This is a genomic window from Variovorax sp. 770b2, assembly GCF_900115685.1.
Lineage (GTDB): Bacteria > Pseudomonadota > Gammaproteobacteria > Burkholderiales > Burkholderiaceae_C > Variovorax.
In genome coordinates this window covers 75,150-99,372 of record NZ_FOXJ01000007.1, presented here as the reverse complement: position 1 = coordinate 99,372, position 24,223 = coordinate 75,150, and the positions used below count along the sequence as shown (strand labels likewise).

Genomic DNA, 24,223 nt, shown 5'->3' with positions numbered 1-24,223 from the left:
CATGACGACCCGCTTCGCTTTCCGCATGGCCTCGTTGGCGGTGGCCGCCGGGCTCGCCGCGTGCGCGGCGGTCGGCCCCGACTACAAGCAGCCCGCCGACGCGCTCGCCAGCCAGTCCGCTGCCGCCAGGCCCTTCGCCGAGGCGCCCGCGAATGCCGCGCCGCTGCCGCCGCACTGGTGGCGCCTGTACCGCGACCCGCTGCTCGACAAGCTGGTCACGCAAGCCCTCGCGCACAACACCGACCTGCGCCAGGCCGTCGCGAACCTCGAACGCGAACGCGCCATCGAGTCCGAAGTGGCCGGCGCCGAACGCCCCACGCTGGGCGTGAACGGCGGCCCGTCGTTCGGCCATGTGTCGGGCCTCTCGCTGCTGCAGAAGGGCTACGAGCCGCCGAGCCGCTTCAACTACAGCGCCGGCGCATCGCTCTCCTACCAGGTCGACCTGTTCGGCCAGATCCGCCGCAGCATCGAAGCGGCCGGCGCCAGCACCGAAGCCGCCGCAGCCGCGCTGGACCTCGTGCGCGTGAACGTCGCCGCCGGCACCGCCCGCGCCTACGCCGAGGCCTGCTCGACGGGCCTGCGCCTGCAGATCGCGCAGAAGTCCGTCGCGCTGCAGCAGGACGCCGTGAACGTCACCGACCGCCTGCAGCGCGCAGGCCGCGCCGGCGCCATCGATGCGGGCCGCGCACGCGCGCAACTGCAGCAACTGAACGCCGCGCTGCCGCCGCTGAAGGCCGAGCGCCAGGGCGCGCTCTACCGCCTCGCCACGCTCACCGGCGCACTGCCGCAGGACTTTCCGCGCGAAGTGGCCGACTGCACCGTGCCCCCGCGCGTGGCCGGCACGCTGCCCGTGGGCGATGGCGCGGCCCTGCTGCGCCGCCGCCCCGACATCCGCCAGGCCGAACGCAGCCTTGCCGCATCGACCGCGCGCATCGGCGTGGCCACGGCCGATCTCTATCCGAAGGTCACGCTCGGCCTCTCGGCTTCATCAGTCGGCACGGCCGCCGACTTCGGCCGCAAGGACACCTTCAGCTGGAGCATGGGCCCGCTGATTTCCTGGACCATTCCCAACACCGGCATCGCACAGGCCCGCATCGCCGAGGCCGAAGCCGGCACGCGCGGCGCGCTCGCCAGGTTCGACGGCACGGTGCTCACCGCGCTGCGCGAAACCGAGACCGCGCTCGGCACCTACGCCCGCGAGCTCGACCGCCGCGCCGCCCTGCAGGCCTCGCGCGACGAAAGTGCGAAGGTCGCGGCGCAGGCGCGCCAGCTCTACCAGAACGGCCGCACCGCGTACCTCGACGCGCTCGATGCCGAGCGCTCGCTCGCCGCGAGCGATGCGGCCCTGGCCGCCAGCGACGCGCAATTGGCCGACGACCAGGTGGTGCTGTTCATGGCGCTCGGCGGTGGCTGGGAGCCCGACGAATCGGGTGCCGTCGCAGTCGGCGGGCACGCGGCGACCGTGAAGCAATGACGCCGACCGAAGAAGCGCCTGCGCCACGTCCGCACGCGCCGCTGTGGCTGCTCGCGCTGGTCACCTTCAGCGGCACGCTGGCCATGCACATCTTCGTGCCCGCCTTGCCCATCGCCGCAAAGAACCTCGGCGCCGGCATGGGCGCGATGCAGATGACGGTGAGCCTCTACATCTTCGGCCTCGCCGTGGGGCAGTTGCTGTACGGCCCGATGGCCGACCGCTTCGGCCGACGGCCCGTGCTGCTGTTCGGGCTCGGCCTCTACTCGGCGGCGGGGCTGGTCGCCGCGCTCGCGCCCGACGTGCATGCGCTCATCGCGGCGAGGCTGTTCCAGGCCATCGGCGGCTGCGCCGGCCTCGTGCTGGGCCGCAGCATCGTGCGCGACACGGCCGGGCCGCAGGAAGCCACGCGCCGACTCGCGCTCATGAACCTCATGGTCACCGTCGGCCCGAGCATCGCGCCGCTGGTCGGCGGCGCGCTCGCCACCGCGCTCGGCTGGCGCTCGATCTTCTACGCGCTCTTCGCGCTCGGCATCGTCGGGCTGCTGTTCACCTGGCGCCTGCTGCCCGAGACCGGCACGCCGGGCGCGCGGCTGGATGCATCGGCGCTCGCGCGCAACTACGGCCAGCTGCTGCGCTCGCCCGCGTTCCTCGGCTTCTCGATCGGCGGCGGCTGCGCGACCACCTCGATGTACGCCTTCATCGCCTCCGCGCCGTTCATCTTCGTGGACCAGCTGCACAGGCCGGCGCACGAGGCGGGCATCTACCTGGCGATCCTGGTGTCGGGCGTGTGGCTCGGCAGCTTTCTCACGAGCCACCTGATCCAGCGCGTGCGGGTCGACAGCCTCATGATCCGGTCGAACATGCTCAGCGTGCTCGCGTCCTTCGTGCTTCTGGGCGGGGTGTTGTCGGGGCACCTGTCGGTGCCACTGGTCATCGGCACCATGTTCCTTTACACCGTCGGCGCGGGCATGGCCTCGCCGACCGCGCTGACGCAGGCGATCAGCGTCAACCCGCGGGTGATCGGATCGGCCTCGGGCCTTTACGGGTTCACGCAGATGGCGGTAGGCGCGCTGTGCACGGCGCTGGCCGGCATGGGCCACGCAAATCCGGCGCTGGCCGCGGCCCTCGTGCTGGCCGTGGCGGGCATCGTGGCGCAGCTGTCGTTCGGCATCGCGCTACGCACCCAGAAGCTCGAGAAGCAGGGTGCGTGATCGCGTCTTTGGCCTATCGAATAAGCGGCGGCAAGCAGTCCTCAAAATCAAGTGGAATCCGTTTGATTGCAGAGGCAACCAGCTGCTCGCCGGTCAAAACCGCGAGCGTCATGCCGGCCATGGTCAACAACCCGTTGGAGCTTTGAACGATCTGTGCGGCGAGGGGAATGGGAAACCCTTCCGTGTGTCTACGCAGCGGGTGAATTCCACCGTGTACATACGAGTTCAGGGACTTCCACGTCACGTCCTTGAATTGAACCAGCATCCGATGTGCTTGGGTGGGAGTGCCTTTCGCGATGCTCCGGCCGATTTCGTCGACCATGCTGCTGAGGCTTGGTAAATTATTCGCACCCTGTTCACTTTGCAGAGAAAGCGGGGGCATCAGTTTTTCGACGGCCAGCTCCGGTGCTGCATAGAGCAACCATATGGCACGTGTCAGCGCCTCGAATTGCAGCCGCAACAAGCCAACTGCCGAAGTCGGAAGATCGGCTGCGAAAAGCAGGCGCAAACTCTGCGCGTGCTCGAGCGAAACGCTGCACATTCCGAAGCTCGCTTCCTCTCTTGAGGAGTCGTAGAACGACGAATGATCCAAGTACCGCAGGATCGTCTCGTGCAGTACGTCCGAGCGATCAAGCAGGCGGCTCAACGGCATAGGCGAATCGCCGTCAGCGCGTGAACAGCCAGCCGCCCTTGGGCTGGCGCATCAGCTCGTGGCGGCGGATCGAGTGCTCCTCGCCGTCGTCGCCCACGTAGACCACGTCGAAGCGCAGCAGCCTGGGCGAGACCATCTTCCAGTTCTGGATGCGCTTGACGGTCACGCAGGCCGTCTTGTCGTGGTACTGCATCTGCAGCATCGGGCCTCCCTGGAAGCCCGTGCCGTCGAACAGCCGCCCCGGCGCCGCGAAGGGGTTGAGCACGGCGCCGTTGCGCGCGGTGATGCAGCCTTCGGTCCGCACGAACGACTCGATGGTGGGCGCCGCGCCGCGCACCACCTTGGTCACGGCCGGGCTGGGCGTCTTGCCGCCGATGGCTTCGCGGATGCGCTCGACCTGCTCGCCGGTGATCGGCGCCAGCCCTTCCCTGGACACCACCGCGGGCGGTGGAGCGGGCGGGGCGGACGCCGCGGCGGGTTCGGTCGCGGGCTGCAGCGAGGCGAAGAAACTGCAGCCCGCAAGCAGGGCCAGGGGCACGGTCGAGGCCAATGCAGCGGCCGTGGTTCTGGTTCTGGCTCTGGTTCCTCTGAAATTCATGGCTCGGTCTCCCTTTCAGCGCGCATGCGGCGCGTCGTTCTCTTTTCTTCTTCGATCAAAAACGTTCGTGCGGCGCCAGGTAGCGCCACTGGCCGGGCGCCAGCCCCGCGAGCGGCACGCGCCCGATGCGGATGCGCCGCATCGCGACGATGGTCAGGCCCATCTGGTCGCACAGGTGCGCGATCTGCCCCGGCCGCGCGCCCTTGAGCGCGAAGCGCAGGCCCGTCTGCTGGCCGTCCTCGGCTTGCCGGCCGATGCTCACGCGCGCGGGCGAACGCTCGAAGCGCGCGAGCACCTCGGGGCCCACGGTGCCGGCCACGTCGACCATCACCTCGTGTTCGAGGATGCCCGCGTCTTCCTGCAGCTTGCGCTCGATGCGGAACTCCTGCGTGTACGCCACGAGGCCGCTCGCGCCGGTCTCCAGCGGCGTCATGCAGTGCTGTCCCTTCACGTGCACCGGCAGGAAGCGCTGGCCGGCGCGCTCGGGCTCGTGGTGGTTCGCGGCCACCAGCAGCTTGAAGGCGTTGTCGGTCGGCATGCCGGCTGGCTTGTAGAGCAGCATCGTGACGGGCACCACCGGCTCGGGCTTCGCGCCGGCGGCGATCTCGACCTGCTGGTGCGCCTGCACGCGCGACTGCGGCAGCACGGCGGGCACGCCGTCGACGCGCACCGCGCCGTTCTCGATCAGGAGTTCGGCCTCGCGCCGCGACACGCCCGCCAGGGCCGCCACGCGCTTGGCCAGGCGGATGCCTTCGTCTTCCGGAGAGCCCCTGTTCATCGGGCGCCCGCCTGTTGTTGCTGCTGGATGCGCGCCACGTGCGCGGCCAGCGAACGCGCGGCCACCGGCCACATGCGCTCGGGCACGTCGTCGTAGGCGAGCGGCAGCCATTGCTCGGGCGTGCCTTCGGGCAGCCGGTGCATGGCCGCGGCGATCTTGGCCTCGCGCTTGAGGCGATGCGCCTTCAACTGCGCGATGGCGTTGCGCGCAAAGCCGATCACGTAGCCATGGGCCGGCAGGATGAATTCGACGACGCCCGCGGCGCAGGCCACGTCCAGCGTGTCCAGCGAATCGAGGTAGGCCGTCATGTCGCCGTCGGGCGGATCGACCACCGTGGTGCTCCCGTTCAGGATGTGGTCGCCCGAGAAGAGCAGGCCGTCTTCTTCCAGCACCAGGCACAGGTGGTTGGCCGCGTGGCCGGGCGTGTGGATCACGCGCAGCGTGTGGCTGATGGGTTCGCCCTCGGCGGTGGTGCCCGAGAGCGACAGGCGCTCGCCGTTTTCCAGCGAGCGCTCGGGCGTGAAGCGCGCCGTGGCGCGCGCGGTCGGCGCCGAGGGCAGGCCCAGGATCGGTGGCTTCTTCGCCTTGCACAGCGCCTGCAGCGGCGCGGCGCCCGGTGAATGGTCGGCATGCGAGTGCGTGCAGACGATCATGCGGATGTCGCCGCGCGTCAGGCGCCAGAGGCGGCCGATGTGGTCGAAGTCGTTCGGGCCCGGGTCGATCACCAGGTAGCCCGTGGCCGCGTCGCCCACGATGTAGGTGTTGGTGCCCGGGCCTGTCATGGCGCTCGGGTTGGGCGCGGTCAGGCGCTGCACGTTCTTCAGGAGCGCCACCGGCTGTTCGCTCTGCCAGTCCAGCGAATGCACCACCTGGCCGTCGGGGCACACCAGCGCGAGCTCGCCGTAGGGCGAATCGCTTTCCATGTAGCGCACGTCCTCGCCCTTGAGGAGGCCGGCGCGCGGGCAGCTGGTCCAGAGAGGCCCTTCGGCGATTCCGCCGTTGCCGCCCGGCGCGCAGGCCGCGAGCACCGCATCGACCGTGGCATAGGCGGCCATGCGCTGCAGCGTGCGAACGGTCGGAAAGATCATGAAGAAGTTGCCCGCCGCGTGCCGCGCGAGCGCATCGGCCGGGCGCACCCAGCTGGGCTCGAACTGCTCGCTCTCGTCGGCCGTGGGCACCTGGCCCTCGGGCATGCGTGCCACGAGAAAGGGCACGTCGAAGCGCTTGGGGAGGTCCCGGTCGGTGATCCAGTGCGCGAAGGTGAACACCTGGTCCGACGCCAGCACCAGCCCGCGCGCCGCGCACTGGTCGGCAAAGCCCGTGCCCGCGGTGGCGTTGCGGTCCATGGCGGCGATGTCTTCGGCGCTCACCGGGCGGCCGTCGGCGTGGTGGGCGAGCAGGATGCCCAGTTCTTCGAAAGCCTCGCGGATCGCCGCGATGGCCTGGGTGCGCTGTGCGCGGCTCTGGGTGGTGCGGCGGGTGGCGATGCGCTTGGCGGCTTCGTCGGCCGCGTCGATGTGGCCGCCGGGAAACACATAGGCGCCCGGCGCGAAGCTCGCGGTGGCCGAGCGGCGGGTCATCAGCACCTCGATGCCGGCGGGCGTGTCGCGCAGCAGCAGCACGGTGGCGGCGGCGCGCACGGGCGCGGGCTCGCGTGCGGGGTGGATCAGTTGGGAGAAGCGGACCATGGGGTGATTATGGGGAGCGGGTGCGATGCACGTGTGTCGCGGTGCATAAGCTCATGGGGAAACGGGCATGAGCCGCGCGCCACAATCCGCTTTTTGCACCGTCTTTACCGTCAGTCTCGTAGAAAGACAGTCATGGCCCATTCTCCGTCCTCTCCTTCCTCTCCTTCCTCTCCCTTCTCCCTGTTTTCGCGCCGCTCGCTGCTGTCCGTTGCCGCCGCGCTGTGCGCCGCCGCCTCACCGGCCGCCTTCGCCCAGCAAGACTGGCCGCAGCAGCCCGTCACGCTGATCATGGGCTTTCCGGCCGGCTCGGGCGTCGACGTGGTCGCCCGCACCATCCAGGAGCCGCTGGCCAGGCAACTGGGCCGCCCGGTCATCATTGACTACCGCTCGGGCGCCGCCGGCAACATCGCCAGCGAATACGTGGCGCATTCGAAGCCCGACGGCTACACGCTCTCGTTCGGCACCGCGGCCACGCATGGCAGCAATGCCGCGCTCTACAAGAAATTGCCTTTCGACGTGGAGGCCGACTTCGTGCCCGTGGCGCCGGTGCTCGACGTGTCGAACGTGCTCACCATCAATTCGAGCGTGATCGACGTGAAGACCTTGAAGGAGTTCGTCGATCTCGTCAAGGCCAACCCCGGCAAGTACAACTATGCGTCTACAGGCAACGGCGCGGGCACGCACATGGCGTTTGCCGAATTCAATTCGCGCCTCGGGCTGAACATGGTGCACGTGCCCTACAAGGGCGGGCCCGAGGCCATCACCTCGGTGGTGCGCGGGGAGACCTGCTGCATCATGAACCAGGTGCAGACGGTGCTGCCGCACTACAAGGCGGGCAAGGTGCGCCTCCTGGGCGTGACCACGGCCACACCGGTGGCGGCGGTGAAGGAAGTGCCCACCATCGCCTCCAGCGGCGTGCCGGGCACCAAGGGCTTCGACAGCTCGATCTGGTTCGGCATCTTCGCGCCCAAGGGCACGGACCCGCAGATCGTGGACAAGCTCAATGCCGCGGTGAAGGCGGTGCTCGAGCAGCCCGACATTCGCGAGAAGTTCGAGGCCCAGGGGAACACCATCCGCATCGAGTCGCCTGCGCAGTTCAAGAAGACCGTGCATGAGAACCGCGTGAAGTGGGCGGAGGTGGCGAAGGCTGCGAACATCAGCATCGACTGATCGGTTCGGCGTGTGTTCGGGGCGCGTGCGCAGGGCGCCGGGTGCTCCCCTCCGCGAATGTCCCCCGGGCTTCGCCCTCCTCCTTTATTTCGCTGCGGGGAGCACCCGACGCCCTGCGCACATAGGCACGCTGGGGGTGGGTGGCTGGCGCCAGTGCTCTGGTGACTACAGCGTCTTCGTCAGTGTGACGATTAAGCGCGCCTTGTTGGGCGAGTAGGTCGCCTGGCCGAAGGTGCCGAAGCCGAAGTCCACGCCGGGGTTGCTCACCGCGGTGTACGCGCTCTTCTTGTTCGCACCCTGCACCGAGCCGGCCAGCGAGAGGCCGTTGCCCAAGTCGTACGAGGCGCCCACGTTGTAGTCGACGTAGCTCTTGTAGCCGAGGCTGCGGATGTCGCTGGACATGTTGGTGTAGCCCACGGCCGCCTTCAGCGTGAGCTTGGGCACGATCTCCTTGCTGTACGCAAGATTCAGGTAGCCCGTGTTGGTGCCCTTCAAACCCGAGCCGGCCTTGTTGCCTGCGTAGCCGAAGTAGTCCTTGGACACGGTGTGCGAGTACTTCAGCGTGAAGGAGCCGATCGCCTCGTTGGTGTAGCCGGCGCTGCCGTAGAGCTCGGTCGTGTTGCCCGATGAATTGCCGGGATAGACGTAGGTGAGCGCCCCCACGTCCAGGTCCAGCGGGCCGGCCTTGAATTTGTAGCCGCCGTAGAAATCGCTCTCCAGGCTGTTGCCCTTGAGCCAGTTGACGCTCGAATTCCAGTTGCCCACGTAGAAGCCGCTCTCGCCGAAGGCGTAGTCCAGGCCGCCCTGGATGGCGGGCTTGAAGCCGCTGGTCTTGGCGTAGTCGTTGCGGCCCAGCATGTCCTGGTCCTGCCCGCGGAACTTGTAGTTGCTGGTGAGCGCCACGTTGCCCGTGAGCTGCGCGCTCGCGAACATCGGCAGGACGGCGAGGGTGGGGAGAACGAGCACCGGCAGGGCGATGCGGATAAGGTGTTTCATCGAAAGAAATCGCTAACGGATGGAGGAGCCGGCAGCGTAGGAGGAGGCGTCTAAAAGCCGTGTAAAAAAACGGGGCGCCGGCGCAAAAGTTTGAAGCGCGCATGTCGATCCGGGCCATCGCCGTTCGACTACTGGTCATGAACACCTCCCACACCTCACCCCAGGCCGCCCGCGTTGCCGCAGTTGCGAACGGGCCCGATCCACGCCGCTGGAAAGCGCTGGCCGTGCTGTGCACCGCCTACTTCATGGTGATCCTGGATTCGCAGATCGTCATCCTGGCGCTGCCGTCCATCGAGCGGGCGCTGGGCTTCTCGCCCGGCCGCGTGCAGTGGGTGATGAGCGCCTACCTGCTGAGCTTCGGCGGCCTGCTGCTGCTCGGCGGGCGCATGGCCGACCTGCTGGGGCGGCGGCGCCTGTTCATGCTGGGCACCGGCCTCTTCCTGCTGGCTTCGCTGGGCTGCGGGCTGGCCGCTTCGCCGCAGGCGCTGGTCGTGGCGCGCGTGCTGCAGGGCGTGGCCGCGGCGGTGATGTCGCCCTCGGCGCTCTCCATCCTCATGACCACTTTCACCGAGGGCGCCGAGCGCAACAAGGCGCTGGGCATCTGGTCGGGCATGGGCGGCGTGGGCGCGACGTCGGCGCTGCTCATCGGCGGTCCGCTGGCCGACGCGCTGGGCTGGCCGTGGATCTTCTACATCAACGTGCCGGTGGCCGGCGCGGTGATGCTGCTGGCCCCCGTGCTGCTGCGCGAGAGCCGCGCCGAAGAGCGAACGCATCCGCGCCGCTACGACCCGGCCGGCGCGCTCACCATCACGGCGGGGCTGATGCTGCTGGTCTATGCGCTGGTCGAGGCGCCCGCCGTCGGATGGCTAGGCCGGCAGACGCTGGGCGTGTTCGCCGCGGCCGTGGTGCTGATCGCGCTCTTCGCCTTGATCGAGGCGCGCTCGGCCGCGCCGCTGGTGCCGCTCTCGATCTTCCGCGCACGAACGCTGGTGGGCGGCAACCTCCTGATGCTCGTGCTCGGCATGACCGCGTGGGGCGTGGGCACGACCGTGTCGCTCTACGCGCAGAAGGTGCTCGGCTATTCGGCGCTGCAGTTCGGGCTCGGCACCGCGGTGCTCACGGTGATGGCGGTGGTCGGCTCGACTTTCGGGCAGGGCTTTGTCACGCGCGTGGGCTCACGCCGCGTGGCGATGGGCGCGATGCTGCTGCTGGGCATCGCGAGCCTGCTCCTGAGCCGCATCCGCGTGGAGGGCACCTACTTCGGCGACATCTTCTTCGGCCTGTTCATCTTCGGTGCGGGGCTCGGTTCGTGCGCCGTCGCGGCCTCGATCGCCGCGCTGATGGGCGTGACCCGCTCCGAGGCGGGGCTCGCCTCGGGCCTGAACACGGCCGCCTTCCAGTTGGGCGGCGCATTCGGCTCCGCCGTGGTCGCGACGGTGGCCGTGTCGTTCACCGTGGGCAGCACTGCGGCGGCGCTGAACCACGGGTACCGGGCGTCGTTCGTGGCGTGCGCGGTGTTCGCACTGGTCGGGTTGATCGTGGCCTGGCGCCTCCTGCGGCCGACTGCGCGGCTCGAACTCGAAGGCGCCTAGCCTCGTTGTTGGCCGGTCAGCGGAAGCAGCGCGCGGACGGTGCTGTTTCGCAGATAGAGCGAGGCCCAGACGGCGACCCCCAGCAGGGCGCTGACGATCTGCGGGGGCGAGCCCAACTCGCCCATGCGCAGGTGCGTGCAGATGGCGCCGCCCAGGAATCCCGTCAGCAGGATCGCGCCGAGCACGCTCGTGCGGGAAATTGCATAGAGAACGGTGCTGACGGCGAGGATGCCCCCGACGACGGATGAGAGCCCGACCGGGAAGCCCGTTTCCTCCATGTTCCTGGCAAGCAGGTGCGACGCGAAGAGCGACACGCCCGCGTCGGCGAGCAAGGCCAGCACCACCACGGCGCCGAGGATGCGGCCGGTCCAGAGTGCGGCGCGCGAGGGGTTGTCGAGGTCGGAAATCATGGTCGTCGTATTCATTGGGATCGGTGAAAGGATCGTTGCTTGCGCATCGAAGGCAACGGGCGGCCCTATTCCTGAAGCCCCCTCGGCCCGTCCATATGTCTTCGGCCCGACGGATGCCACCGCGCGCAGCCGGGGCTGCGCGCCGATGTCATGGGCCGTCCGGACGTGGGCACATGGCGGTCCGCGTCGTTGTCCTGCTTTCACTTACGCCACGGGTTTCCGAACGGACGCATCCGTTCGAAAAAAAATGAATCTGCGGGAAGGCTCAGCGCTCGGCCGGCGGAATGCGGCGCACGGCTTCGACGAACGCGGGCAGGTCGCCCCGATCCCACTTCAGGTGCTTGCGCGTGGCCGATGCCGGCTGCTTGCCGAGGAAGACGCCTGGCCGCCGCTCGGTCGCGGGCCGAATCGGCCGCGGCGCGAAGCCGCCGCCGCAGTTGGGGCACACGTTGTGCAGCACCGTCTCCACGCAGGTGGTGCAGTAGGTGCACTCGTAGCTGCAGATGTGCGCATCGCTCGCGTGGGCGGGCAAGTCCTTGTCGCAGTATTCGCAGTTGGGCCTGAGTTCGAGCATGTCGTTCATCTCCGCATCGTTGGGGTGCTGCCGCGCGCGGGCATCGTCATCGCGACCACGCCCGCCATGATGCACGCCAGGCCGATCCATGCGGTGGGCGAGAGCGCCTCGCCGAGGCACACCACGCCGATCGCGACGCCGATGGGCACGCGCAGGTAGGCCTGCGCGGCGGTGGACATCGGCCCGAGGGTCTTGATGAGGCGAAAGTAGATCGTGAAGGCCAGCGCCGTGGAGAGCACCGCGAGCGCCAGCACCGCCACGATCGAAGCGACCGATGGCGCGAGCGTCCACGGCCTGTCGAGCGCGATGCTCGCGGGCAGCAGCATCGCCGCGCCGCTCAAGAGCGAGCCCGCGGCCGGCACCATCGGGTCCAGCCCCTTGAACACGCGGCCGAACATCGCGGCGCAGCCGTAGCAGACGGCCGCGGCCACCAGCCCGACCTGCGCGAGCAGCGAATGCCCGAGGCCGTGCAGCGCCTCGAAGCCCACGATCAGGCAGATGCCCGCCAGCCCCGCGCCCACGCCGAAGAGGCGGCGCAGCGTGGGCCTGTCCGCGCCGCCCATGCAAAGGCCCAGCAGGAAGATGAAGATCGGCGAGGTCGAGTTGAGGATGGTCGCGAGCCCGGCATCCACGCTGCGCTCGGCCCATGCGATGAGCGTGAACGGCAGCACGCTGTTCAGGCACGCCTGCAGCGCGAAGCGCCCCCACATCGCGGGCTCGGCCGGCAGCCTCACGCCGCGCACGCGCAGCACCGCGAGCAGCAGCAGGCCGGCGACCAGCGTGCGCGTGGCGATCAGCGTGACGGGCGGCAGCGTCTGCACGCCGATCTTGATGAAGGTGTACGAGGCGCCCCAACACGTCGCGAGCACCGCGAGCAGCGCCCATTCGAAGGCGAGGTTGGGGCGGGGCGTGGCGGTCGTATCGCGTGTGGTCGTGTGCATGGTGCGCCGATCATCGCGAGCGGGCGCCGCGGACACTTCGCCCTGGAACGAACCGTGCGGTGATGACCACGCGCCCGAATCTGGGTACGCTGTCTCACGACGACCCGCCCGATGCTTTTCAAAAAAAGACCATGCCCACGCTCCTGATCCGCAACGTTCGCCCCCTGGGCGCTTCCCCCGTCGACGTGCTGGTGCGCGACGGCCGCATCGCAGGCATCGGCGCCGCGCTGTCCGCGCCCGCCGATGCGACGGTGCAAGAGGGCGGCGGCGCCTTGCTGCTCCCCGGCCTCGTCGAAGGCCACACCCACCTGGACAAGACATGTGGGGCATGGACTGGTACCGCAACGAAGTCGGCACCCACCTCATCGACAAGATCGAGAACGAGCGGGCCTTCCGCCACGCGAGCGGGCACGATGCCGCCGCGCAGTCGCTCGCGCTCGCCAAGGCCTTTCTCGCGCTGGGCACCACGCGGCTTCGCACGCATGTCGATGTCGATACGCAGGCGGGCCTCGTTCACCTGGAAGGCACGCTGCGCACGCGCGAGGCGCTGCGTGAGTTGCAGCAGATCCAGGTCGTCGCGTTCCCGCAGTCCGGTCTGCTGGGCCGCCCGGGCACCGCCGAGTTGCTCGACCGATCGCTCGCGCTCGGCGCCGACGTGCTCGGCGGCCTCGACCCCTGCGCGATCGACGGCGACCCCGTGAAATCGCTCGACGTGCTCTTCGGCATCGCCGACAAGCACCAGCGCCCCATCGACATCCACCTGCACGAGCCGGGCGCGATGGGCGCGTTCTCGCTCGACCTCATCCTGCAGCGCACCGAGGCGCTGGGCATGCAGGGCAAGGTCGCCGTGAGCCACGGCTTCTGCCTGGGCGAGGTGGCCGAACGCGAGCGCGAGACGCTGCTCGCGCGCATGGCCAGGCTCGGCGTGGTGCTGGTCACCAGCGCGCCGCCGTCCCGCAGCGTGCCCCCGCTCATGGCCTGCCGGCAGGCGGGCGTGACGGTGGTGGGCGGCAACGACGGCATCCGCGACGCATGGACGCCCTACGGCAACCCCGACATGCTGGAGCGCGCGATGCTCATCGGCCTGCGCTACAACCTGCGCCGCGACGACGAGGTCGAGGTGGCGCTGGACACCGTCACCCACTCGGGCGCGCGCGGCTGCGGCTTCGAGGCCTATGGGCTCGTGCCGGGCAACCGAGCGGACCTGGTGCTGCTCGATGCAGAGACCGTCGCGCATGCGGTGGTGTCGCGGCCGGTGCGCAAGCTGGTGGTGGCGGGTGGCCGCGTCGTGGCGCGCGATGGCGTGCTGCAGGCGGAGGTTGCGGCGTTGTGAACGGCGCCGCCGCGGGGCTTGGTCCTCACGCCACGCGAGGCCGCGGCTGACACGGCGCCGCCACCGGCGGTGCAACCATGGACGCCGATTTCAACACTTGGAGGACACCCCATGAACAAGACCCTGATCGCCCTGGCCACTTCGCTCACCCTGCTCGCGGCCGGTACGGCCAGTGCACAGGTCGGCAAGGCCGCCTCCGAGGCGACCGATGCCGCGCAGCACAAGATCGACGAGAAGCAGGCCGACAGCAAGGCCAAGAAGAGCGGTCCGGTCGGCAAGGCGGTGAACAACGTCAAGTCGGGCTATCACAAGAACCGCTCCAAGAGCTCGGCCGACAAGGCCAAGCAGTCGCTGAAGAACGCGGGCTAAAAAACCGCGCGCGCTATTTTTGTTCCCGGGCAAGGCGCAGCAGCGCGAGCCCGGCCGCGACGAAGGAGCGCACGGGCCCCTTCTTTCCCGTGAGGTGGCCGTTCATGTAGGCCCCATCGAACAGCAGGCCCAACTGATCCGCCAGTTCATCGGGCTTGCGAATGCCCGCCTTCTTCGCCAATGCGGAGAGGCGGCGGTGCAATTCGAGCTTGTGCCGCGTGGTGATGGCGCGCGCGGGGTGCGCGGCATCTGGAAACTCCGTGGCCACGTTGAGGAACGGGCAGCCGCGGTAGGTCGGCTTGAGGACGTGATGGGCGATCCAGCGAATGTGCGCTTCGAGTTCCGCTGCGGCATCGCCCTTCGCTTTGTCCGCCACGTCGTCCCAGTCGCGCCAGTACTCGGCGTCTTCCTGTTCGAGGAATGCCACGACCAGATCGTCCTTGGTCGTGAAGTGCCGGTAGAGGCTGGTCTTCGCGACGCCCGATCGCTCGACCACCAAGTCCACGCCCACAGCCCTCACGCCTTCCCGATAGAACAGCGCCGCCGCCGTTTCGAGGATGCGCGCCCGCGCGACGGAAGGGCTGCGTTCGCTGGCGACTGCTTCGGTGGTCGCGACCGTGCGTTGGTTCATGCCGGCAGTTTACCTTGACACGCTACAGATCTGTACTCTAAGCTCCGCGCCAAGGAGTACAGATCTGTAGCGTCGTGCCGCGGATGGCTCTGCATCAGAGGAATTCCGATGGCATCGAATCAATCCGTCGTCGTTTATGGCGCCTATGGCCACACCGGCCGCTTCGTCGTTTCGGAACTGCGCAAGCGCGGCTGGACACCTGTGCTTTCGGGGCGCGATGCACGCAAGCTGGACGCGCTGGCAACCGAATACCCCGGCCTCCAAGCGAGGCCCGCATCGGTCGATGAGCCTGCCTCGCTCGACCGCGCGCTCCAGGGCGCGGCGGCGGTCATCAACTGCGCCGGCCCCTTCGCCAGCACGGCCGGACCCGTCATCGAAGCGGCACTGCGCGCACGCACTCCGTACCTGGACGTCGCCGCCGAAGTCGAAGCCAACATCGACACCTTCACGCAGTACGCCGACCGCGCACGCGAGGCCGGCGTCGTCGTCGTGCACGCGATGGCGTTCTACGGCGGGCTGGGCGACCTGCTCGCGACCGCGGCCATGGGCGACTGGACATCGGCCGATGACATCTCCATCGCCTACGGCCTGGACAGCTGGCTGCCGACCGCCGGCACGCTGGTCGCGGGCCAGGTCTCCAGGCAGCGCCGCGATGGCCGCCGCGTCGTCTTCGCGAACGGCAAGATCGCGTACACGACGGGCACCGCGCCGGTCGTCGAATGGGAATTTCCCGCGCCCGTGGGCCGGCAGCAGGCCGTCTCCGAATTCACGATGGCCGACACGGTGACGATCTCGCGCCACATCGAGGTGCCCGAGATCCGCTCGTACATGACGCTCGCCGCCGTCAAGGACCTGATCGATCCGAGCGCAAAGGCGCCCACGGCCAGCGACGAGAGCGGCCGTTCGTCGCAGACCTTCGTCGTCGAAGTGATCGCGCGCAAGGACGGCCAGGAGCGCAGGGCAATCGCGAGCGGGCGGGACATCTACGCGTTCACCGCGCCGCTCGTGGTGGAGGCGTTGGCGCGCGTCGTCGGCGGACAGGTCCAGACACCCGGCGTGCTGACGGCCGGCCAGGCGTTCGATGCGCGCGACTTCCTCGCATCGCTCAGCCCCGAACACCTGTCCTTCGAGATCGGATAAGGCGCTCACTACACTGGCTCTGATGAGCCAACCCCACACGTCCTACTTCTGGAGCGGCACCGCCCTGCGCAGCCGAAGCGTGGGCGGTGTCGTGCTGGCGGCCAGGGTCGATGTGCCCGCGCCGCCCGCGCGGCTCATGGCCGATTGGGAGCGCGACATCGCTTCAACGCTGTTCCTCGAACCCGGCGACGTCGAACCCTTGCCGCTGGCCCGCGCCCGCATGCGCTGGCCCGACTACAAGCACTGCGTGCAGGCGATGGCCGACTGGACGCGCGCGCTTGGCCTGAAGGACGTGCTGGCCGCAAGCGACATCGCCCTCATGGCCTGCCGCGGCGCGCGGTACCACCACGACGGCGAGCAATACGGCAGCGCCGCCTTCTGCAATCTCTTCGTGAGCGAGGACAAGGGGCTCGATGTGCATTTCCCATCGACGGGCGATCGCATTGCGCTGGCCCGTGGCACGGTGCTGATGTTCGACACCGCACTGCCGCACGCCGTGATCCGCCGCGACAGCAGCGGCTTCGATGCGGCCCACTTCGCGCCCGACGTCGACTGCACCCAGCTGTTCCTCACATGGGAGCTCCCCATCGAAAACGCCGACGTGGCACGCGCACTGCGCATCGACTTCGACACCGACCCCTCGACCGCATCGCAACTGAACGAAGAGCAGGTCTGGCTGAACGGCACGCGGGCCAGCGTGTGCCCCGATACGGGCGAGTGGCGCGCGGCCGGCTGAGCCGAGGAAGCCTCAGCCCTGCGTGGCGCGCAGCAGCTCCGCCTTCTGCGCGAGCGCGACAGCCTCGACGATCTCCTCGGTGGAGAGCGGACCGGTCAGTTCGACCTCGCCGGCGAGCACGCTGTCCAGCGCGTCTTTTCCCGCACTGCTGGTGAGCCACGCGAACACCGAGGTGATCGAGCCGCCGCCGAACTTGGCCTTCAGCGCCTTCGATGCCGCACGGCTCACCTCGGTGAACGCCGCGTGGTCCGTGGCAGCCGAAGCCGCGCGAACGACCACGCAGAACGCTTCGAGCTTGTCGGCCTCGGTGCGAAGGCGCCGGGCCTTGCCCGCGCTTTGTGCGGCGCGCGCCTGAGAGGCCGGCGCGGACGCATCGGTTGGCGGCTGGTCCGTGGGAGAAGAAGAAGGCGTGCGGGGTTCGGTCGACATGGATGCATTCGTTTGCAAGGAGTCACCCATTGTCCCCGCACGGCGCTCCTTGATCGCGATCCGATTCACGACGATGTTGTTACTCCCTGCCGCGCGCCCACATCCCTAGAGTCGTGATGCGGCGCCATCTGCAGTGCGCCATGAGGAGCCTGCAATGACCATCACGAGAAACGACGACGAAGCGATGACGCGCGCGGCTGTCGAGCGCGCGCTCGCCATTCACCGGAGCATCGCCGCATGCCATGCGCACATCGCGCGCGGCGACAGCGTTCATGCATTCACCGCGGCGTTGGTGCTGCCTTGCTACCAGGCCGAATTCCTCGGCCTCGCACGGCTGCTCGATCCCGCGCAACAGAGTGAACTAAGGACTGCGCTGCAAGCACTGCGAGAACCCGTATGACGATGCTTCAGAGGGAACCGATATCTTGCGCAGCGTTCGGAATTACGCAGATGGATTGAACGGGATTTCACGCGTAGACGATGCATGTGCCCAAGGCCGAGACTCCGCTTCCCCAACCCGGGGATTCAATGATTTGAAAGGAGCTGGTAATGGCAGAGCCTGGAAAAAAATTCACCATCCTCTCGTTCGTCGGCGGCGGCATTCGCGGACTGATGTCCGTCACGGTCCTCAAGAAGCTGCAGACGCACTTTCCGGATCTCATTCGGCGCACCGATCTGATCGCGGGGTGCTCGACGGGGTCGATCATCACGAGCGAACTCGTGGCAGGCCTGCCGACCACGGAGATCATCGACTTCTTCAAGAACGGCGAGATCGAGTTCTACGACAACATGGACACGGACCCGGACACGCCCGCGTACGACATCCAGAAGGTCTACAAGTCGCAGCACGCGCTGCACGGAGACAAGCTGGTCTCGGCTCTCACGCGCAAGGTTCTCTTCGTGACCTTCAATGTCGGCGGCATCGAAACGATCGACGGCGTGCAGACGCCCATTCCGTGGAAGCCGGTCATGTACACCAACATGATCCCGGACCATGGCAACGTCTCCATCGCCGAGGCCGCCACCTCCAGCGGCGCGATGCCGGGGCAGCTGGGCTCCTACAACGGCAATGTCGATGGGGCGTTCTTCAACCACGACCCGACCGTGGCCGCCATCGCCCTTGCGGTGAGGGCAGGGCACAAGCTGGAGGACATCACCGCCATCACCATCGGCACCGGGATGATGCACGACTGGATCGCCAGCGACACCGGCCAATGGGGCGCCAACCAGTGGATGAACGGCGATGCCAATCCGTTCAACAGCACGCCGCCTTTTCTCATGAACCAGAGCAAGCCGGGGCCCATCCTGGACATGTGCCTGAACGGCACCTCCACCGAGCTCATGCCCACGCTGGCCGGCTTTCTGCTGGGCGATCGCTACGTCAACATCAACCCGAGGCTGCCGTTCTTCATTCCGGAGAACACGACCTACCCGCAGGCCATCCAGCTGCTGCAGGACAAGGGCGAGAAAGCCGACACCGCCCATGCGGAGGCGCTGATCGACGCCTACTGGTGGAACCACCTGCCGGACGGGCCCTTCGAGGGCGAAAGCCAGAACGCCGCCGCTCGCCGCTGAGCGGCACAGCCCCCACGAACGCTTTTTCCTTGAAAAGGAGCAACGATGTCGACCACTGAAAAAGTCATCTCACCGCCGCCGCTCACGCCGCCGCTGACGGACGAACTGGACCTGGGCCCGTACTTCATCCAGCACATGCTCGCAAGCCACCTCGTGCTCGACGTGGACAGCGGCAGCACCGGCTCGGGCACCCAGGTCATCGCGTATCCGCGCAAGACCTCGGGCACCGGCAACCAGCTGTGGCAGTTCGTTCCCGCGGGTCCGCTGAATCCCGGGTGGTGGTTCCTGAAGTCGATGATGGGCACCGGCTTCGTCATGACGCTGCAGCCCTACGCCCAGGGCGAGTCCACGCCCGTCGTCATGATGCCCAGGAACGCGGCCGAGCCGCCCGAGCAGCTGTGGTGCCTCCAGTCCACCGAGAAGCTGGGCTACTGGTACATCCAGAGCAAGTTCAGCGCGAGCAATTCGCAGCCGCCGCTGGTCATCGGGGTGGCAGGCGAGCAGTCCGCGGCCGCCGCCGTGGTCAGTGCGATCAGCTTTACCGGGTTCGAGAAGCAGGCCTGGGGTTTCGCGCCCGGGTCGTAGCCCTGCAGGGGAGAAAAAAGAGGTGCCGAAGGGCACGCGCGCGAAAGCTCAGGGCGCGCGTGAACCTTCTGGTGTTGCGAGGAGCGTGGCGTGAGATGCGCGCGCCTTGCGCCAACGGGAGTAGCTCATGACGATCATGGAAATGAGAGACGAAGCCGATGCGCGGCAGCGCCTGCGGGACCTCTACGGGCTCCAGGGGCACGACGCGGCGCCCTATGTGCAACTGCTGGGCCTGCTGTGCGGCTTCGAGGGCTATCCGAACTTCGCCAGGGAGCTGGAGAAGCTCTCTGTCCTGCTGTGGGCGGAGTACCGAAAGCCGGGCATGGAGGATCGGACCAATCGCTACACGCGATCCATCATCAACCTGGCCAATCGCGAGATGGGTTTCGCGACGCAGGACAACGTTGTCTTCGCGGGCCCTCTGGGCGGCGCGGCCTTCGGCAAGAGAGTTCGTGCCAAGGTCCTGTGGAAGGACTCGTTCGCGCTCGGGCATGGCGAGTTCTCGCATTCCTACCAATGGCTGGTCGCGGGCCTGGCCTTCAACTGGGGGCCGGCGACCGGGCAGCACTATGCCAACGTGGCCGGGCGCATGTCGAAGGTTCCCTTGTTCACGAAGGACAACGAGGGCATCGCCTATCGGCGCTCGCCGCTGTGGGAATACCTTGTCGATTGCACACGCTGGCAGGAGTGGTTCGACAACCCGGCGAATTTGACGTCGGCCATCAACACCTGGTCGAAGAAGCAAGCGCAGCCCCCGCATCCCCAGGAGCTGGATGCGCGGCTGAAGTCGCATCCGAGCGCCAATGCGCTGACCAAGGAGACGCTTCGCTCCGCGAACAACGTGGCCTCCCTTGCCGCGAAGCAGGACAAGTGGTTCATCAGCTTTTACGAAGCGCGGCGAGCGGCGGTCCTCAAACAGGCGCAGGCGCGCGGAAAAGCACTGATCGAGCGCTTTTCGACCTCGCCGATGCAAAGGTCGCTGGACATCGCGACGCGAGACGCGGGTGCTCGCGGCGGCTACGAGAAAACCGACGAATACACCCGTCGCGTCAACAAGGACGCACGCCGCGCCGTCGACCACCCCATCGAGCGAATCAAGGCCGACCGCGCATGGCACTACAGCATCGACAAGGGCGACAGGTATTCGAGCCAGGACAAGTACGTCCATGAAAAGCCCATCCTGGAGCTGGAGCGCATGCAGCACAAGGGGCAGTACTGGCTGGAGTTCCACGGCGAAGCCGGCTTCGTCAATGCGCGGCCCGGGCTCGTTGTCTGAGCGGCAGCTCCCGCGCGAAGTCGCATGCGCCGCGCATGCAGGTAGAGGTGGCCGGGCTGGTCGAGCCGCAATGACTTCGGTGCGCTGTTTCAGCCGGCCAAGTTTTTCGTGGCAGGCGCGACCAGCGCCCCCTCGATGCCATGCCGCGCCATCGCATCGGCAACGAACCCCGTCGCCTTCATTTCTTCCACGAAGCCGCAGAGGAAATTCGCAGCCTCCGTGCCCCGGCTGCGCGGCAGCCCCATCGCCTGCTGGATCACCATGAACCGCCCCGGCAAGAGGCGCAGCCCCGGCAGCCGCGCCGCATCCGCGGCCAGTTGCTGGCGCACGCCCGCGGCCACTTCGACCCCTTGCGCAATGAACTCGTCGACCACCGCCGGCGACGTGTTCGCGCGCACGATCGCGGCGTGCTGCAGCTCGCGGCTCAGGAAGAGGTCGTAGGCGCTGCCCTTGCCGACCATGATGCGCAGGCCCTCCGCATCGACCTCTTCGTTGGCCCGCAGGGCCGACCCCTCGCGCACGAGGTACGCCCCTTCGATCAGGATGTACGGCGCCGTGAACAGCAACCCTTCGCCGCGCAGCGGATCGACCGCGAAGAACCCCACGTCGGCCTCTTCGCCGGTCACGGCCGCGACCGATTTGCCCGCCGCATCGAACACCACGGGCTGCAGTTCGGCGCCCAGCCGCCTGGCCAGTTCGTTCGCGAGATCGACCGAGACGCCCCGCGCCCGCTGGTTTCCGGTGTCCCAGTTCGCAAGGATCGGGTTGCCGAGATTGATCGATGCGCGCAGCACGCCGGTGGGCATGAGCGCAGAGCGCAGGGCGTTGTCGATGGTCATCGCCGTGCTCATGCGTTGGCCGCGTGTTGTTCGAGCAATGCGAGCACGGCCGGGTCCAGCGCGAGGCCATCGCGCCGGTGGCGTGCGAGGTTGTTTAGCTCGATTTCTCCAGGCACGAGCACTGGGCGCGATGCATCCGCCGGCGGGCTGTCGTGCAGGATCGCCGCGAAATCGTTCATGCGCTCGGCCAGCCACGCGGTAGAGCCCAGGTGCCGCGTGTCGATGAGGATGAAGAAGTGCCCCAGGTTCTGTGGCTCATCGGGCGCATCGACCCACGACTTCACATGCGTGAGGTACGCCGCGCCCGAGAGCAGGCCCGCGAACATGTCCACGATCAGCGCGAGGCCGTAGCCCTTGTGTCCGCCGATGGGCAGCAGGAAACCGTCCAGCGCCGCGGCCGGGTCCGTCGTCGCGCGGCCGGCCTTGTCGGTGGCCCAGCTGTCGGGGATCGCTTCGCCGCGCTTGAGCGCGTTGCGGATCTTCGCGCGCGCCACCACGCTGATGGCCATGTCCAGCATGAACGGCTTGCCGCCCGGGTTCGGCACCCCGAAACCGACCGGGCTGTTGCCCAGCCGCGCATCGCTGCCGCCCCACGGAGCGATCGTCGTGGTGGCGTTGCTGCCGATGATGCTCGCGAAGCCCGCCTCCGCCGCGATGAGCGAGTAGGGCGAGACGGGCCCGAAATGGTTGCTGCCCCGCGCAAAGGCGATGCCGACCCCGGTCTGCTTCGCCGTGGCCATGGCCGCTTCGAGCGCGCGCATGCCCACCAGCGGGCCCACGCCGTTGTCGCCATCGACGCGCACCATGGCCGACGCCACCTGCTCGACCGTGATGCGGGGCCGCGCCTTGATGCCCTTCACGGCCAGCCGCTCGCCGTAAGACTCGATGCGGCTCAGGCCGTGCGTCGAGAGGCCGAAGAGATCGGCCATGACCAGGATGCGCGCCACGTCGTGCGCGTCCTTCGGTTCGAGGCCCAGGCCCGTGAAGGCCCGGGTGCCGAGCGCCATCAGTTCGGATTCGCTGAGCGTGGTTTTTTCTGCGGTGATGCTGTTCATGGTGTCGTTGCGTTGATGTCGATGTGAGGGTCAGGGCCTTCGGATTCACTCGGCCTTCAGGCCGGCCTTGCGCACCACGGTGCTCCACCGCTCGCGCTCGGTCTTGATGAACTTCGCGAACTCCGCGGGGGCCATCGGCGATGCGGTGCTGCCCTCGTCTTCCAGGCGTGCGCGGACCGCGGGAATGTTCAGCGCCTTGACGGCCGCGTCGTGCAGGCGCGTGACTATTTCGGGCGGGGTGTGGGCGGGGGCAAGAATCCCGAACCACTGCGAACTGTCGAACCCCGGATAGCCGAGCTCGGCCACTGTGGGCACGTTGGGCAGCGCCGCGAGCCGCTGCGGTGAACCGCTCGCGATGATCTTGAGCTTGCCCGCCTTGGCCTGCGCGACGAAGCCCGGCGGCCCCGCGGAGGCCGCGTCGGTGTTGCCCGCCAACAGGTCGTTCAGCTGCGCGCCGGTGCCCTTGTAGGGCACGTGCGTCACGTCGATGCCGGTGGTGACTTTCAGCATCTCGAACGCCAGGTGGCCCGCGCTGCCGTTGCCCGCGGAGCCGTAGTTCAGCTTGCCCGGCTGCGCCTTGGCCAGCGCCACGAATTCCGCCAGCGTCTGCGCCGGCACCTTGGCCCCGACCGCGAACACCATCGGCACCTTGGCCAGCAGCACGACCGGCGAGAAGTCTTCATCGCGATAGGGCAGCTTGGCGAACATCGCCGGGTTCACCGCCAGCGTGCCGACGTGGCCCAGCACCACGTTGTAGCCATCGGGCGCGGCGCGCGCCACCTCCTGCATGGCGATGATTCCCGACGCCCCCGCCTTGTTGTCGACCACCACCGCCTGCCCGAGGATCTTTCCCATCTCGTTGGCAAGCAGGCGCGCAATCACGTCGGAACTGCCGCCGGGGCCGTAGGGCACCACCAGGCGCACGGGCTTGTCCGGCCAGGCGGCGGCGTGGGCCAGCGGCGCGATGGCCGTCATCACGGCGATGGACGCGAACCCGATCACGCGGCGCGCGGCGGGCAGAAGAAGCGGGCGTCGGGGGCGACGGCCGGTGCGGGGCCAGATACTCATCCATGTCTCCTTGTTGTTCATGCCGCCTTCGTTGCGGCTGGCTGCGAGTCAGGGCTGAATGATCGTGACGAGTGGAGTCGGTGTAAATTGCAAATATTCGCTCTACTCTTGCAGCCAACGCATGAATTTCGATCTGGCGGACCTCCGCGCCTTCCTGTCGGTGGCCGACTTCGCGAGCTTTCGCGCGGCCTCGGACAACCTGCACCTGTCGCAGTCCGCGCTGTCCCGCCGCATCGACAAGCTCGAGGCGGCGCTGGGCGTGAAGCTCTTCAGCCGCACCACGCGCAAGGTCGAGCTCACGACCGTGGGGCGCGCCTTCGTGCCCAAGGCCCGCAACGTGATGCGCGAGCTGGAAGACGCGCTCGTCGGCATCAAGGACACGACCGAGCGCATCTCGGGGCAGGTGACCATCGCCTGCGTGCCGTCGGCGGTCGGCTACTTTTTGCCGGTGGCCATCAAGCGCTTCCATGCCGCGTACCCGCGCGTGCGCATCCGCCTCATCGACGAATCGTCCGCGGAGATCCTGGTGGCCGTTGCAAGGGGCGATGCCGACTTCGGCCTCACCTACATCGGCACGCAGGAGTCCGACATCGACTTCGAGCCCCTGCTCGAAGAGCGCTTCGTCGTCGCGTGCCCCGCGGGGCACCCGCTCGCAAAGCACCGGCGGGTGACGTGGGCCGAACTGGCGGAGCACGAGTACGTCACCATCGCGCAGGGCAGCGGCAACCGCTTTCTCATCGACCAGGCGCTCAGCCATGTGGAGAACAAGCCGCAGTGGATCTGCGAAGTGCGGCATGTGCCGGCACTCGTGAGCCTCGTGGAAGCGGGCCTGGGCCTGGGCGTGGTGCCGCGCCTGGCGATGCCGCCCAAGGGGCATTCGGGGCTCATCAGCATTCCGCTCGAAGACCCCAAGGTCACCCGCGTGATCGGCCTTATCAAGCGGCGCGGCCGGGAGCTGATGCCGGCCGCCCGGCTGTTCTACGACATGCTCCTGCACGCCCGCCGCGACAAGCCCGCGGCGACCGGGCCGGCGCGCAAGAAACCGGGCAGCCGCTGACGGACTCGCCGCGTGAATGGCCGCCATGACCGCCATGACTGCCATG

At 68.1% G+C, this 24,223-nt stretch carries 25 protein-coding genes and 1 pseudogene; 13 read left to right on the top strand and 13 right to left on the bottom strand.

Features of this window, described 5'->3' with window-relative positions; genetic code table 11:
• The first annotated feature begins 1 nt into the window (after position 1).
• Both BM133_RS28250 and BM133_RS28245 read left to right on the top strand, forming a co-directional pair.
• A complete protein-coding gene (locus tag BM133_RS28250) occupies positions 2–1,474 on the top strand; it encodes an efflux transporter outer membrane subunit (protein ID WP_093441480.1) in 1,473 nt (490 codons plus the stop codon).
• Complete coding sequence (locus tag BM133_RS28245; RefSeq protein ID WP_093441478.1) at positions 1,471–2,685, top strand: multidrug effflux MFS transporter; 1,215 nt, start codon at positions 1,471–1,473, stop codon at positions 2,683–2,685. Before BM133_RS28250 ends, BM133_RS28245 begins: the two co-directional genes overlap by 4 nt.
• Positions 2,686–2,698: 13 nt before the next feature.
• Here the strand turns inward: BM133_RS28245 and BM133_RS28240 are convergent, their stop codons facing one another.
• The 4 genes from BM133_RS28240 to BM133_RS28225 all read right to left on the bottom strand — a co-directional run bounded on the left by BM133_RS28240 (position 2,699) and on the right by BM133_RS28225 (position 6,401).
• Entirely contained in the window at positions 2,699–3,337 is a 639-nt protein-coding gene (locus BM133_RS28240) for a DUF6988 family protein (protein WP_093441475.1), read from the bottom strand.
• A 13-nt stretch (positions 3,338–3,350) separates the two neighbouring features.
• A complete protein-coding gene (locus BM133_RS28235; RefSeq protein WP_256219378.1) occupies positions 3,351–3,887 on the bottom strand; it encodes a hypothetical protein in 537 nt (178 codons plus the stop codon).
• Between the two features lie 103 nt (positions 3,888–3,990).
• A complete protein-coding gene (locus BM133_RS28230) occupies positions 3,991–4,713 on the bottom strand; it encodes an RNA pseudouridine synthase (RefSeq protein ID WP_093441470.1) in 723 nt (240 codons plus the stop codon).
• Entirely contained in the window at positions 4,710–6,401 is a 1,692-nt protein-coding gene (locus BM133_RS28225; protein ID WP_093441468.1) for an MBL fold metallo-hydrolase, read from the bottom strand. The genes BM133_RS28230 and BM133_RS28225 overlap by 4 nt, the downstream gene beginning before the upstream one ends.
• 132 nt (positions 6,402–6,533) lie before the next feature.
• On the opposite strand from BM133_RS28225, the gene BM133_RS28220 reads away from it, so the two are divergent.
• On the top strand, positions 6,534–7,571 hold the full coding sequence (locus BM133_RS28220) for a Bug family tripartite tricarboxylate transporter substrate binding protein (protein ID WP_177224962.1): 1,038 nt from the start codon (positions 6,534–6,536) through the stop codon (positions 7,569–7,571).
• Positions 7,572–7,736: 165 nt separating this feature from the next.
• On the opposite strand, the gene BM133_RS28215 is transcribed toward BM133_RS28220, so the two are convergent.
• The gene (locus BM133_RS28215; protein WP_093441467.1) at positions 7,737–8,567 is read right to left on the bottom strand and encodes a TorF family putative porin; all 831 of its coding nucleotides are present in this window, start codon (positions 8,565–8,567) and stop codon (positions 7,737–7,739) included.
• A gap of 137 nt (positions 8,568–8,704) precedes the next feature.
• Between BM133_RS28215 and BM133_RS28210 the strand changes: the two genes are divergently transcribed.
• On the top strand, positions 8,705–10,159 hold the full coding sequence (locus tag BM133_RS28210; protein ID WP_093441464.1) for an MFS transporter: 1,455 nt from the start codon (positions 8,705–8,707) through the stop codon (positions 10,157–10,159).
• Here BM133_RS28210 and BM133_RS28205 read toward each other — a convergent pair.
• The 3 genes from BM133_RS28205 to BM133_RS28195 all read right to left on the bottom strand — a co-directional run bounded on the left by BM133_RS28205 (position 10,156) and on the right by BM133_RS28195 (position 12,084).
• Complete coding sequence (locus BM133_RS28205) at positions 10,156–10,584, bottom strand: DoxX family protein (protein ID WP_093441462.1); 429 nt, start codon at positions 10,582–10,584, stop codon at positions 10,156–10,158. The two genes, BM133_RS28210 and BM133_RS28205, sit on opposite strands and share 4 nt — an antisense overlap.
• Before the next feature lie 250 nt (positions 10,585–10,834).
• Positions 10,835–11,152, bottom strand: a complete 318-nt coding sequence (locus BM133_RS28200) for a DUF1272 domain-containing protein (protein WP_371286362.1) — start codon at positions 11,150–11,152, stop codon at positions 10,835–10,837.
• Positions 11,149–12,084, bottom strand: a complete 936-nt coding sequence (locus tag BM133_RS28195) for a DMT family transporter (protein WP_093441459.1) — start codon at positions 12,082–12,084, stop codon at positions 11,149–11,151. The genes BM133_RS28200 and BM133_RS28195 overlap by 4 nt, the downstream gene beginning before the upstream one ends.
• Positions 12,085–12,215: 131 nt before the next feature.
• On the opposite strand from BM133_RS28195, the pseudogene BM133_RS28190 reads away from it, so the two are divergent.
• Positions 12,216–13,417 (top strand): annotated as a pseudogene (locus BM133_RS28190) (amidohydrolase family protein).
• Between the two features lie 111 nt (positions 13,418–13,528).
• Positions 13,529–13,786 (top strand): hypothetical protein, encoded by a 258-nt coding sequence (locus tag BM133_RS28185; RefSeq protein WP_093441456.1) that lies wholly within the window; start codon positions 13,529–13,531, stop codon positions 13,784–13,786.
• Between the two features lie 13 nt (positions 13,787–13,799).
• Here BM133_RS28185 and BM133_RS28180 read toward each other — a convergent pair whose 3' ends face one another.
• A complete protein-coding gene (locus tag BM133_RS28180; RefSeq protein WP_093441454.1) occupies positions 13,800–14,417 on the bottom strand; it encodes a TetR/AcrR family transcriptional regulator in 618 nt (205 codons plus the stop codon).
• Positions 14,418–14,525: 108 nt separating this feature from the next.
• On the opposite strand from BM133_RS28180, the gene BM133_RS28175 reads away from it, so the two are divergent.
• Together BM133_RS28175 and BM133_RS28170 are read left to right on the top strand one after the other, a co-directional pair.
• Complete coding sequence (locus tag BM133_RS28175; RefSeq protein ID WP_093441451.1) at positions 14,526–15,557, top strand: saccharopine dehydrogenase family protein; 1,032 nt, start codon at positions 14,526–14,528, stop codon at positions 15,555–15,557.
• Positions 15,558–15,579: 22 nt separating this feature from the next.
• Positions 15,580–16,293, top strand: a complete 714-nt coding sequence (locus BM133_RS28170; protein WP_093441449.1) for a hypothetical protein — start codon at positions 15,580–15,582, stop codon at positions 16,291–16,293.
• A gap of 12 nt (positions 16,294–16,305) precedes the next feature.
• Here the strand turns inward: BM133_RS28170 and BM133_RS28165 are convergent, their stop codons facing one another.
• A complete protein-coding gene (locus BM133_RS28165) occupies positions 16,306–16,722 on the bottom strand; it encodes a hypothetical protein (protein ID WP_093441446.1) in 417 nt (138 codons plus the stop codon).
• Between the two features lie 154 nt (positions 16,723–16,876).
• Here BM133_RS28165 and BM133_RS28160 point away from each other — a divergent pair, with 154 nt between their 5' ends.
• The 4 genes from BM133_RS28160 to BM133_RS28145 all read left to right on the top strand — a co-directional run bounded on the left by BM133_RS28160 (position 16,877) and on the right by BM133_RS28145 (position 20,158).
• A complete protein-coding gene (locus tag BM133_RS28160; protein WP_093441444.1) occupies positions 16,877–17,122 on the top strand; it encodes a hypothetical protein in 246 nt (81 codons plus the stop codon).
• 149 nt (positions 17,123–17,271) lie between these two features.
• The gene (locus BM133_RS28155) at positions 17,272–18,297 is read left to right on the top strand and encodes a patatin-like phospholipase family protein (RefSeq protein WP_093441441.1); all 1,026 of its coding nucleotides are present in this window, start codon (positions 17,272–17,274) and stop codon (positions 18,295–18,297) included.
• A gap of 45 nt (positions 18,298–18,342) precedes the next feature.
• Complete coding sequence (locus tag BM133_RS28150) at positions 18,343–18,882, top strand: RICIN domain-containing protein (protein WP_093441439.1); 540 nt, start codon at positions 18,343–18,345, stop codon at positions 18,880–18,882.
• A 127-nt stretch (positions 18,883–19,009) separates the two neighbouring features.
• Complete coding sequence (locus BM133_RS28145) at positions 19,010–20,158, top strand: LirA/MavJ family T4SS effector (RefSeq protein ID WP_093441436.1); 1,149 nt, start codon at positions 19,010–19,012, stop codon at positions 20,156–20,158.
• An 89-nt stretch (positions 20,159–20,247) separates the two neighbouring features.
• On the opposite strand, the gene BM133_RS28140 is transcribed toward BM133_RS28145, so the two are convergent.
• The 3 genes from BM133_RS28140 to BM133_RS28130 are packed head-to-tail and all read right to left on the bottom strand — an operon-like array spanning position 20,248 to position 23,120.
• A complete protein-coding gene (locus BM133_RS28140) occupies positions 20,248–21,009 on the bottom strand; it encodes an ABC transporter substrate-binding protein (RefSeq protein ID WP_371286361.1) in 762 nt (253 codons plus the stop codon).
• Positions 21,006–22,052 (bottom strand): Ldh family oxidoreductase, encoded by a 1,047-nt coding sequence (locus BM133_RS28135; protein WP_093441434.1) that lies wholly within the window; start codon positions 22,050–22,052, stop codon positions 21,006–21,008. Before BM133_RS28135 ends, BM133_RS28140 begins: the two co-directional genes overlap by 4 nt.
• Positions 22,053–22,097: 45 nt before the next feature.
• Positions 22,098–23,120 carry a Bug family tripartite tricarboxylate transporter substrate binding protein gene (locus tag BM133_RS28130; protein WP_093442013.1) on the bottom strand — a complete coding sequence of 341 codons (1,023 nt, stop codon included), beginning with the start codon at positions 23,118–23,120 and terminating at the stop codon, positions 22,098–22,100.
• 121 nt (positions 23,121–23,241) lie between these two features.
• Here BM133_RS28130 and BM133_RS28125 point away from each other — a divergent pair, with 121 nt between their 5' ends.
• Positions 23,242–24,177, top strand: coding sequence for a LysR family transcriptional regulator (locus BM133_RS28125; protein WP_093441431.1), 936 nt, complete (start codon positions 23,242–23,244; stop codon positions 24,175–24,177).
• Positions 24,178–24,223: the final 46 nt, after the last annotated feature.

What these genes read in the sequence shown, in the direction of transcription:
- BM133_RS28200 (WP_371286362.1), bottom strand. Translation starts at nt 11,152, where the DNA reads ATGAACGACATGCTCGAACTCAGGCCCAACTGCGAATACTGCGACAAG.
- BM133_RS28225 (WP_093441468.1), bottom strand. Translation starts at nt 6,401, where the DNA reads ATGGTCCGCTTCTCCCAACTGATCCACCCCGCACGCGAGCCCGCGCCC.
- BM133_RS28210 (WP_093441464.1), top strand. Translation starts at nt 8,705, where the DNA reads ATGAACACCTCCCACACCTCACCCCAGGCCGCCCGCGTTGCCGCAGTT.
- BM133_RS28130 (WP_093442013.1), bottom strand. Translation starts at nt 23,120, where the DNA reads ATGAGTATCTGGCCCCGCACCGGCCGTCGCCCCCGACGCCCGCTTCTT.
- BM133_RS28220 (WP_177224962.1), top strand. Translation starts at nt 6,534, where the DNA reads ATGGCCCATTCTCCGTCCTCTCCTTCCTCTCCTTCCTCTCCCTTCTCC.
- BM133_RS28150 (WP_093441439.1), top strand. Translation starts at nt 18,343, where the DNA reads ATGTCGACCACTGAAAAAGTCATCTCACCGCCGCCGCTCACGCCGCCG.
- BM133_RS28170 (WP_093441449.1), top strand. Translation starts at nt 15,580, where the DNA reads ATGAGCCAACCCCACACGTCCTACTTCTGGAGCGGCACCGCCCTGCGC.
- BM133_RS28215 (WP_093441467.1), bottom strand. Translation starts at nt 8,567, where the DNA reads ATGAAACACCTTATCCGCATCGCCCTGCCGGTGCTCGTTCTCCCCACC.
- BM133_RS28180 (WP_093441454.1), bottom strand. Translation starts at nt 14,417, where the DNA reads ATGAACCAACGCACGGTCGCGACCACCGAAGCAGTCGCCAGCGAACGC.
- BM133_RS28145 (WP_093441436.1), top strand. Translation starts at nt 19,010, where the DNA reads ATGACGATCATGGAAATGAGAGACGAAGCCGATGCGCGGCAGCGCCTG.
- BM133_RS28205 (WP_093441462.1), bottom strand. Translation starts at nt 10,584, where the DNA reads ATGAATACGACGACCATGATTTCCGACCTCGACAACCCCTCGCGCGCC.
- BM133_RS28245 (WP_093441478.1), top strand. Translation starts at nt 1,471, where the DNA reads ATGACGCCGACCGAAGAAGCGCCTGCGCCACGTCCGCACGCGCCGCTG.
- BM133_RS28240 (WP_093441475.1), bottom strand. Translation starts at nt 3,337, where the DNA reads ATGCCGTTGAGCCGCCTGCTTGATCGCTCGGACGTACTGCACGAGACG.
- BM133_RS28125 (WP_093441431.1), top strand. Translation starts at nt 23,242, where the DNA reads ATGAATTTCGATCTGGCGGACCTCCGCGCCTTCCTGTCGGTGGCCGAC.
- BM133_RS28135 (WP_093441434.1), bottom strand. Translation starts at nt 22,052, where the DNA reads ATGAACAGCATCACCGCAGAAAAAACCACGCTCAGCGAATCCGAACTG.
- BM133_RS28230 (WP_093441470.1), bottom strand. Translation starts at nt 4,713, where the DNA reads ATGAACAGGGGCTCTCCGGAAGACGAAGGCATCCGCCTGGCCAAGCGC.
- BM133_RS28165 (WP_093441446.1), bottom strand. Translation starts at nt 16,722, where the DNA reads ATGTCGACCGAACCCCGCACGCCTTCTTCTTCTCCCACGGACCAGCCG.
- BM133_RS28175 (WP_093441451.1), top strand. Translation starts at nt 14,526, where the DNA reads ATGGCATCGAATCAATCCGTCGTCGTTTATGGCGCCTATGGCCACACC.
- BM133_RS28155 (WP_093441441.1), top strand. Translation starts at nt 17,272, where the DNA reads ATGGCAGAGCCTGGAAAAAAATTCACCATCCTCTCGTTCGTCGGCGGC.
- BM133_RS28160 (WP_093441444.1), top strand. Translation starts at nt 16,877, where the DNA reads ATGACCATCACGAGAAACGACGACGAAGCGATGACGCGCGCGGCTGTC.
- BM133_RS28250 (WP_093441480.1), top strand. Translation starts at nt 2, where the DNA reads ATGACGACCCGCTTCGCTTTCCGCATGGCCTCGTTGGCGGTGGCCGCC.
- BM133_RS28185 (WP_093441456.1), top strand. Translation starts at nt 13,529, where the DNA reads ATGAACAAGACCCTGATCGCCCTGGCCACTTCGCTCACCCTGCTCGCG.
- BM133_RS28140 (WP_371286361.1), bottom strand. Translation starts at nt 21,009, where the DNA reads ATGAGCACGGCGATGACCATCGACAACGCCCTGCGCTCTGCGCTCATG.
- BM133_RS28195 (WP_093441459.1), bottom strand. Translation starts at nt 12,084, where the DNA reads ATGCACACGACCACACGCGATACGACCGCCACGCCCCGCCCCAACCTC.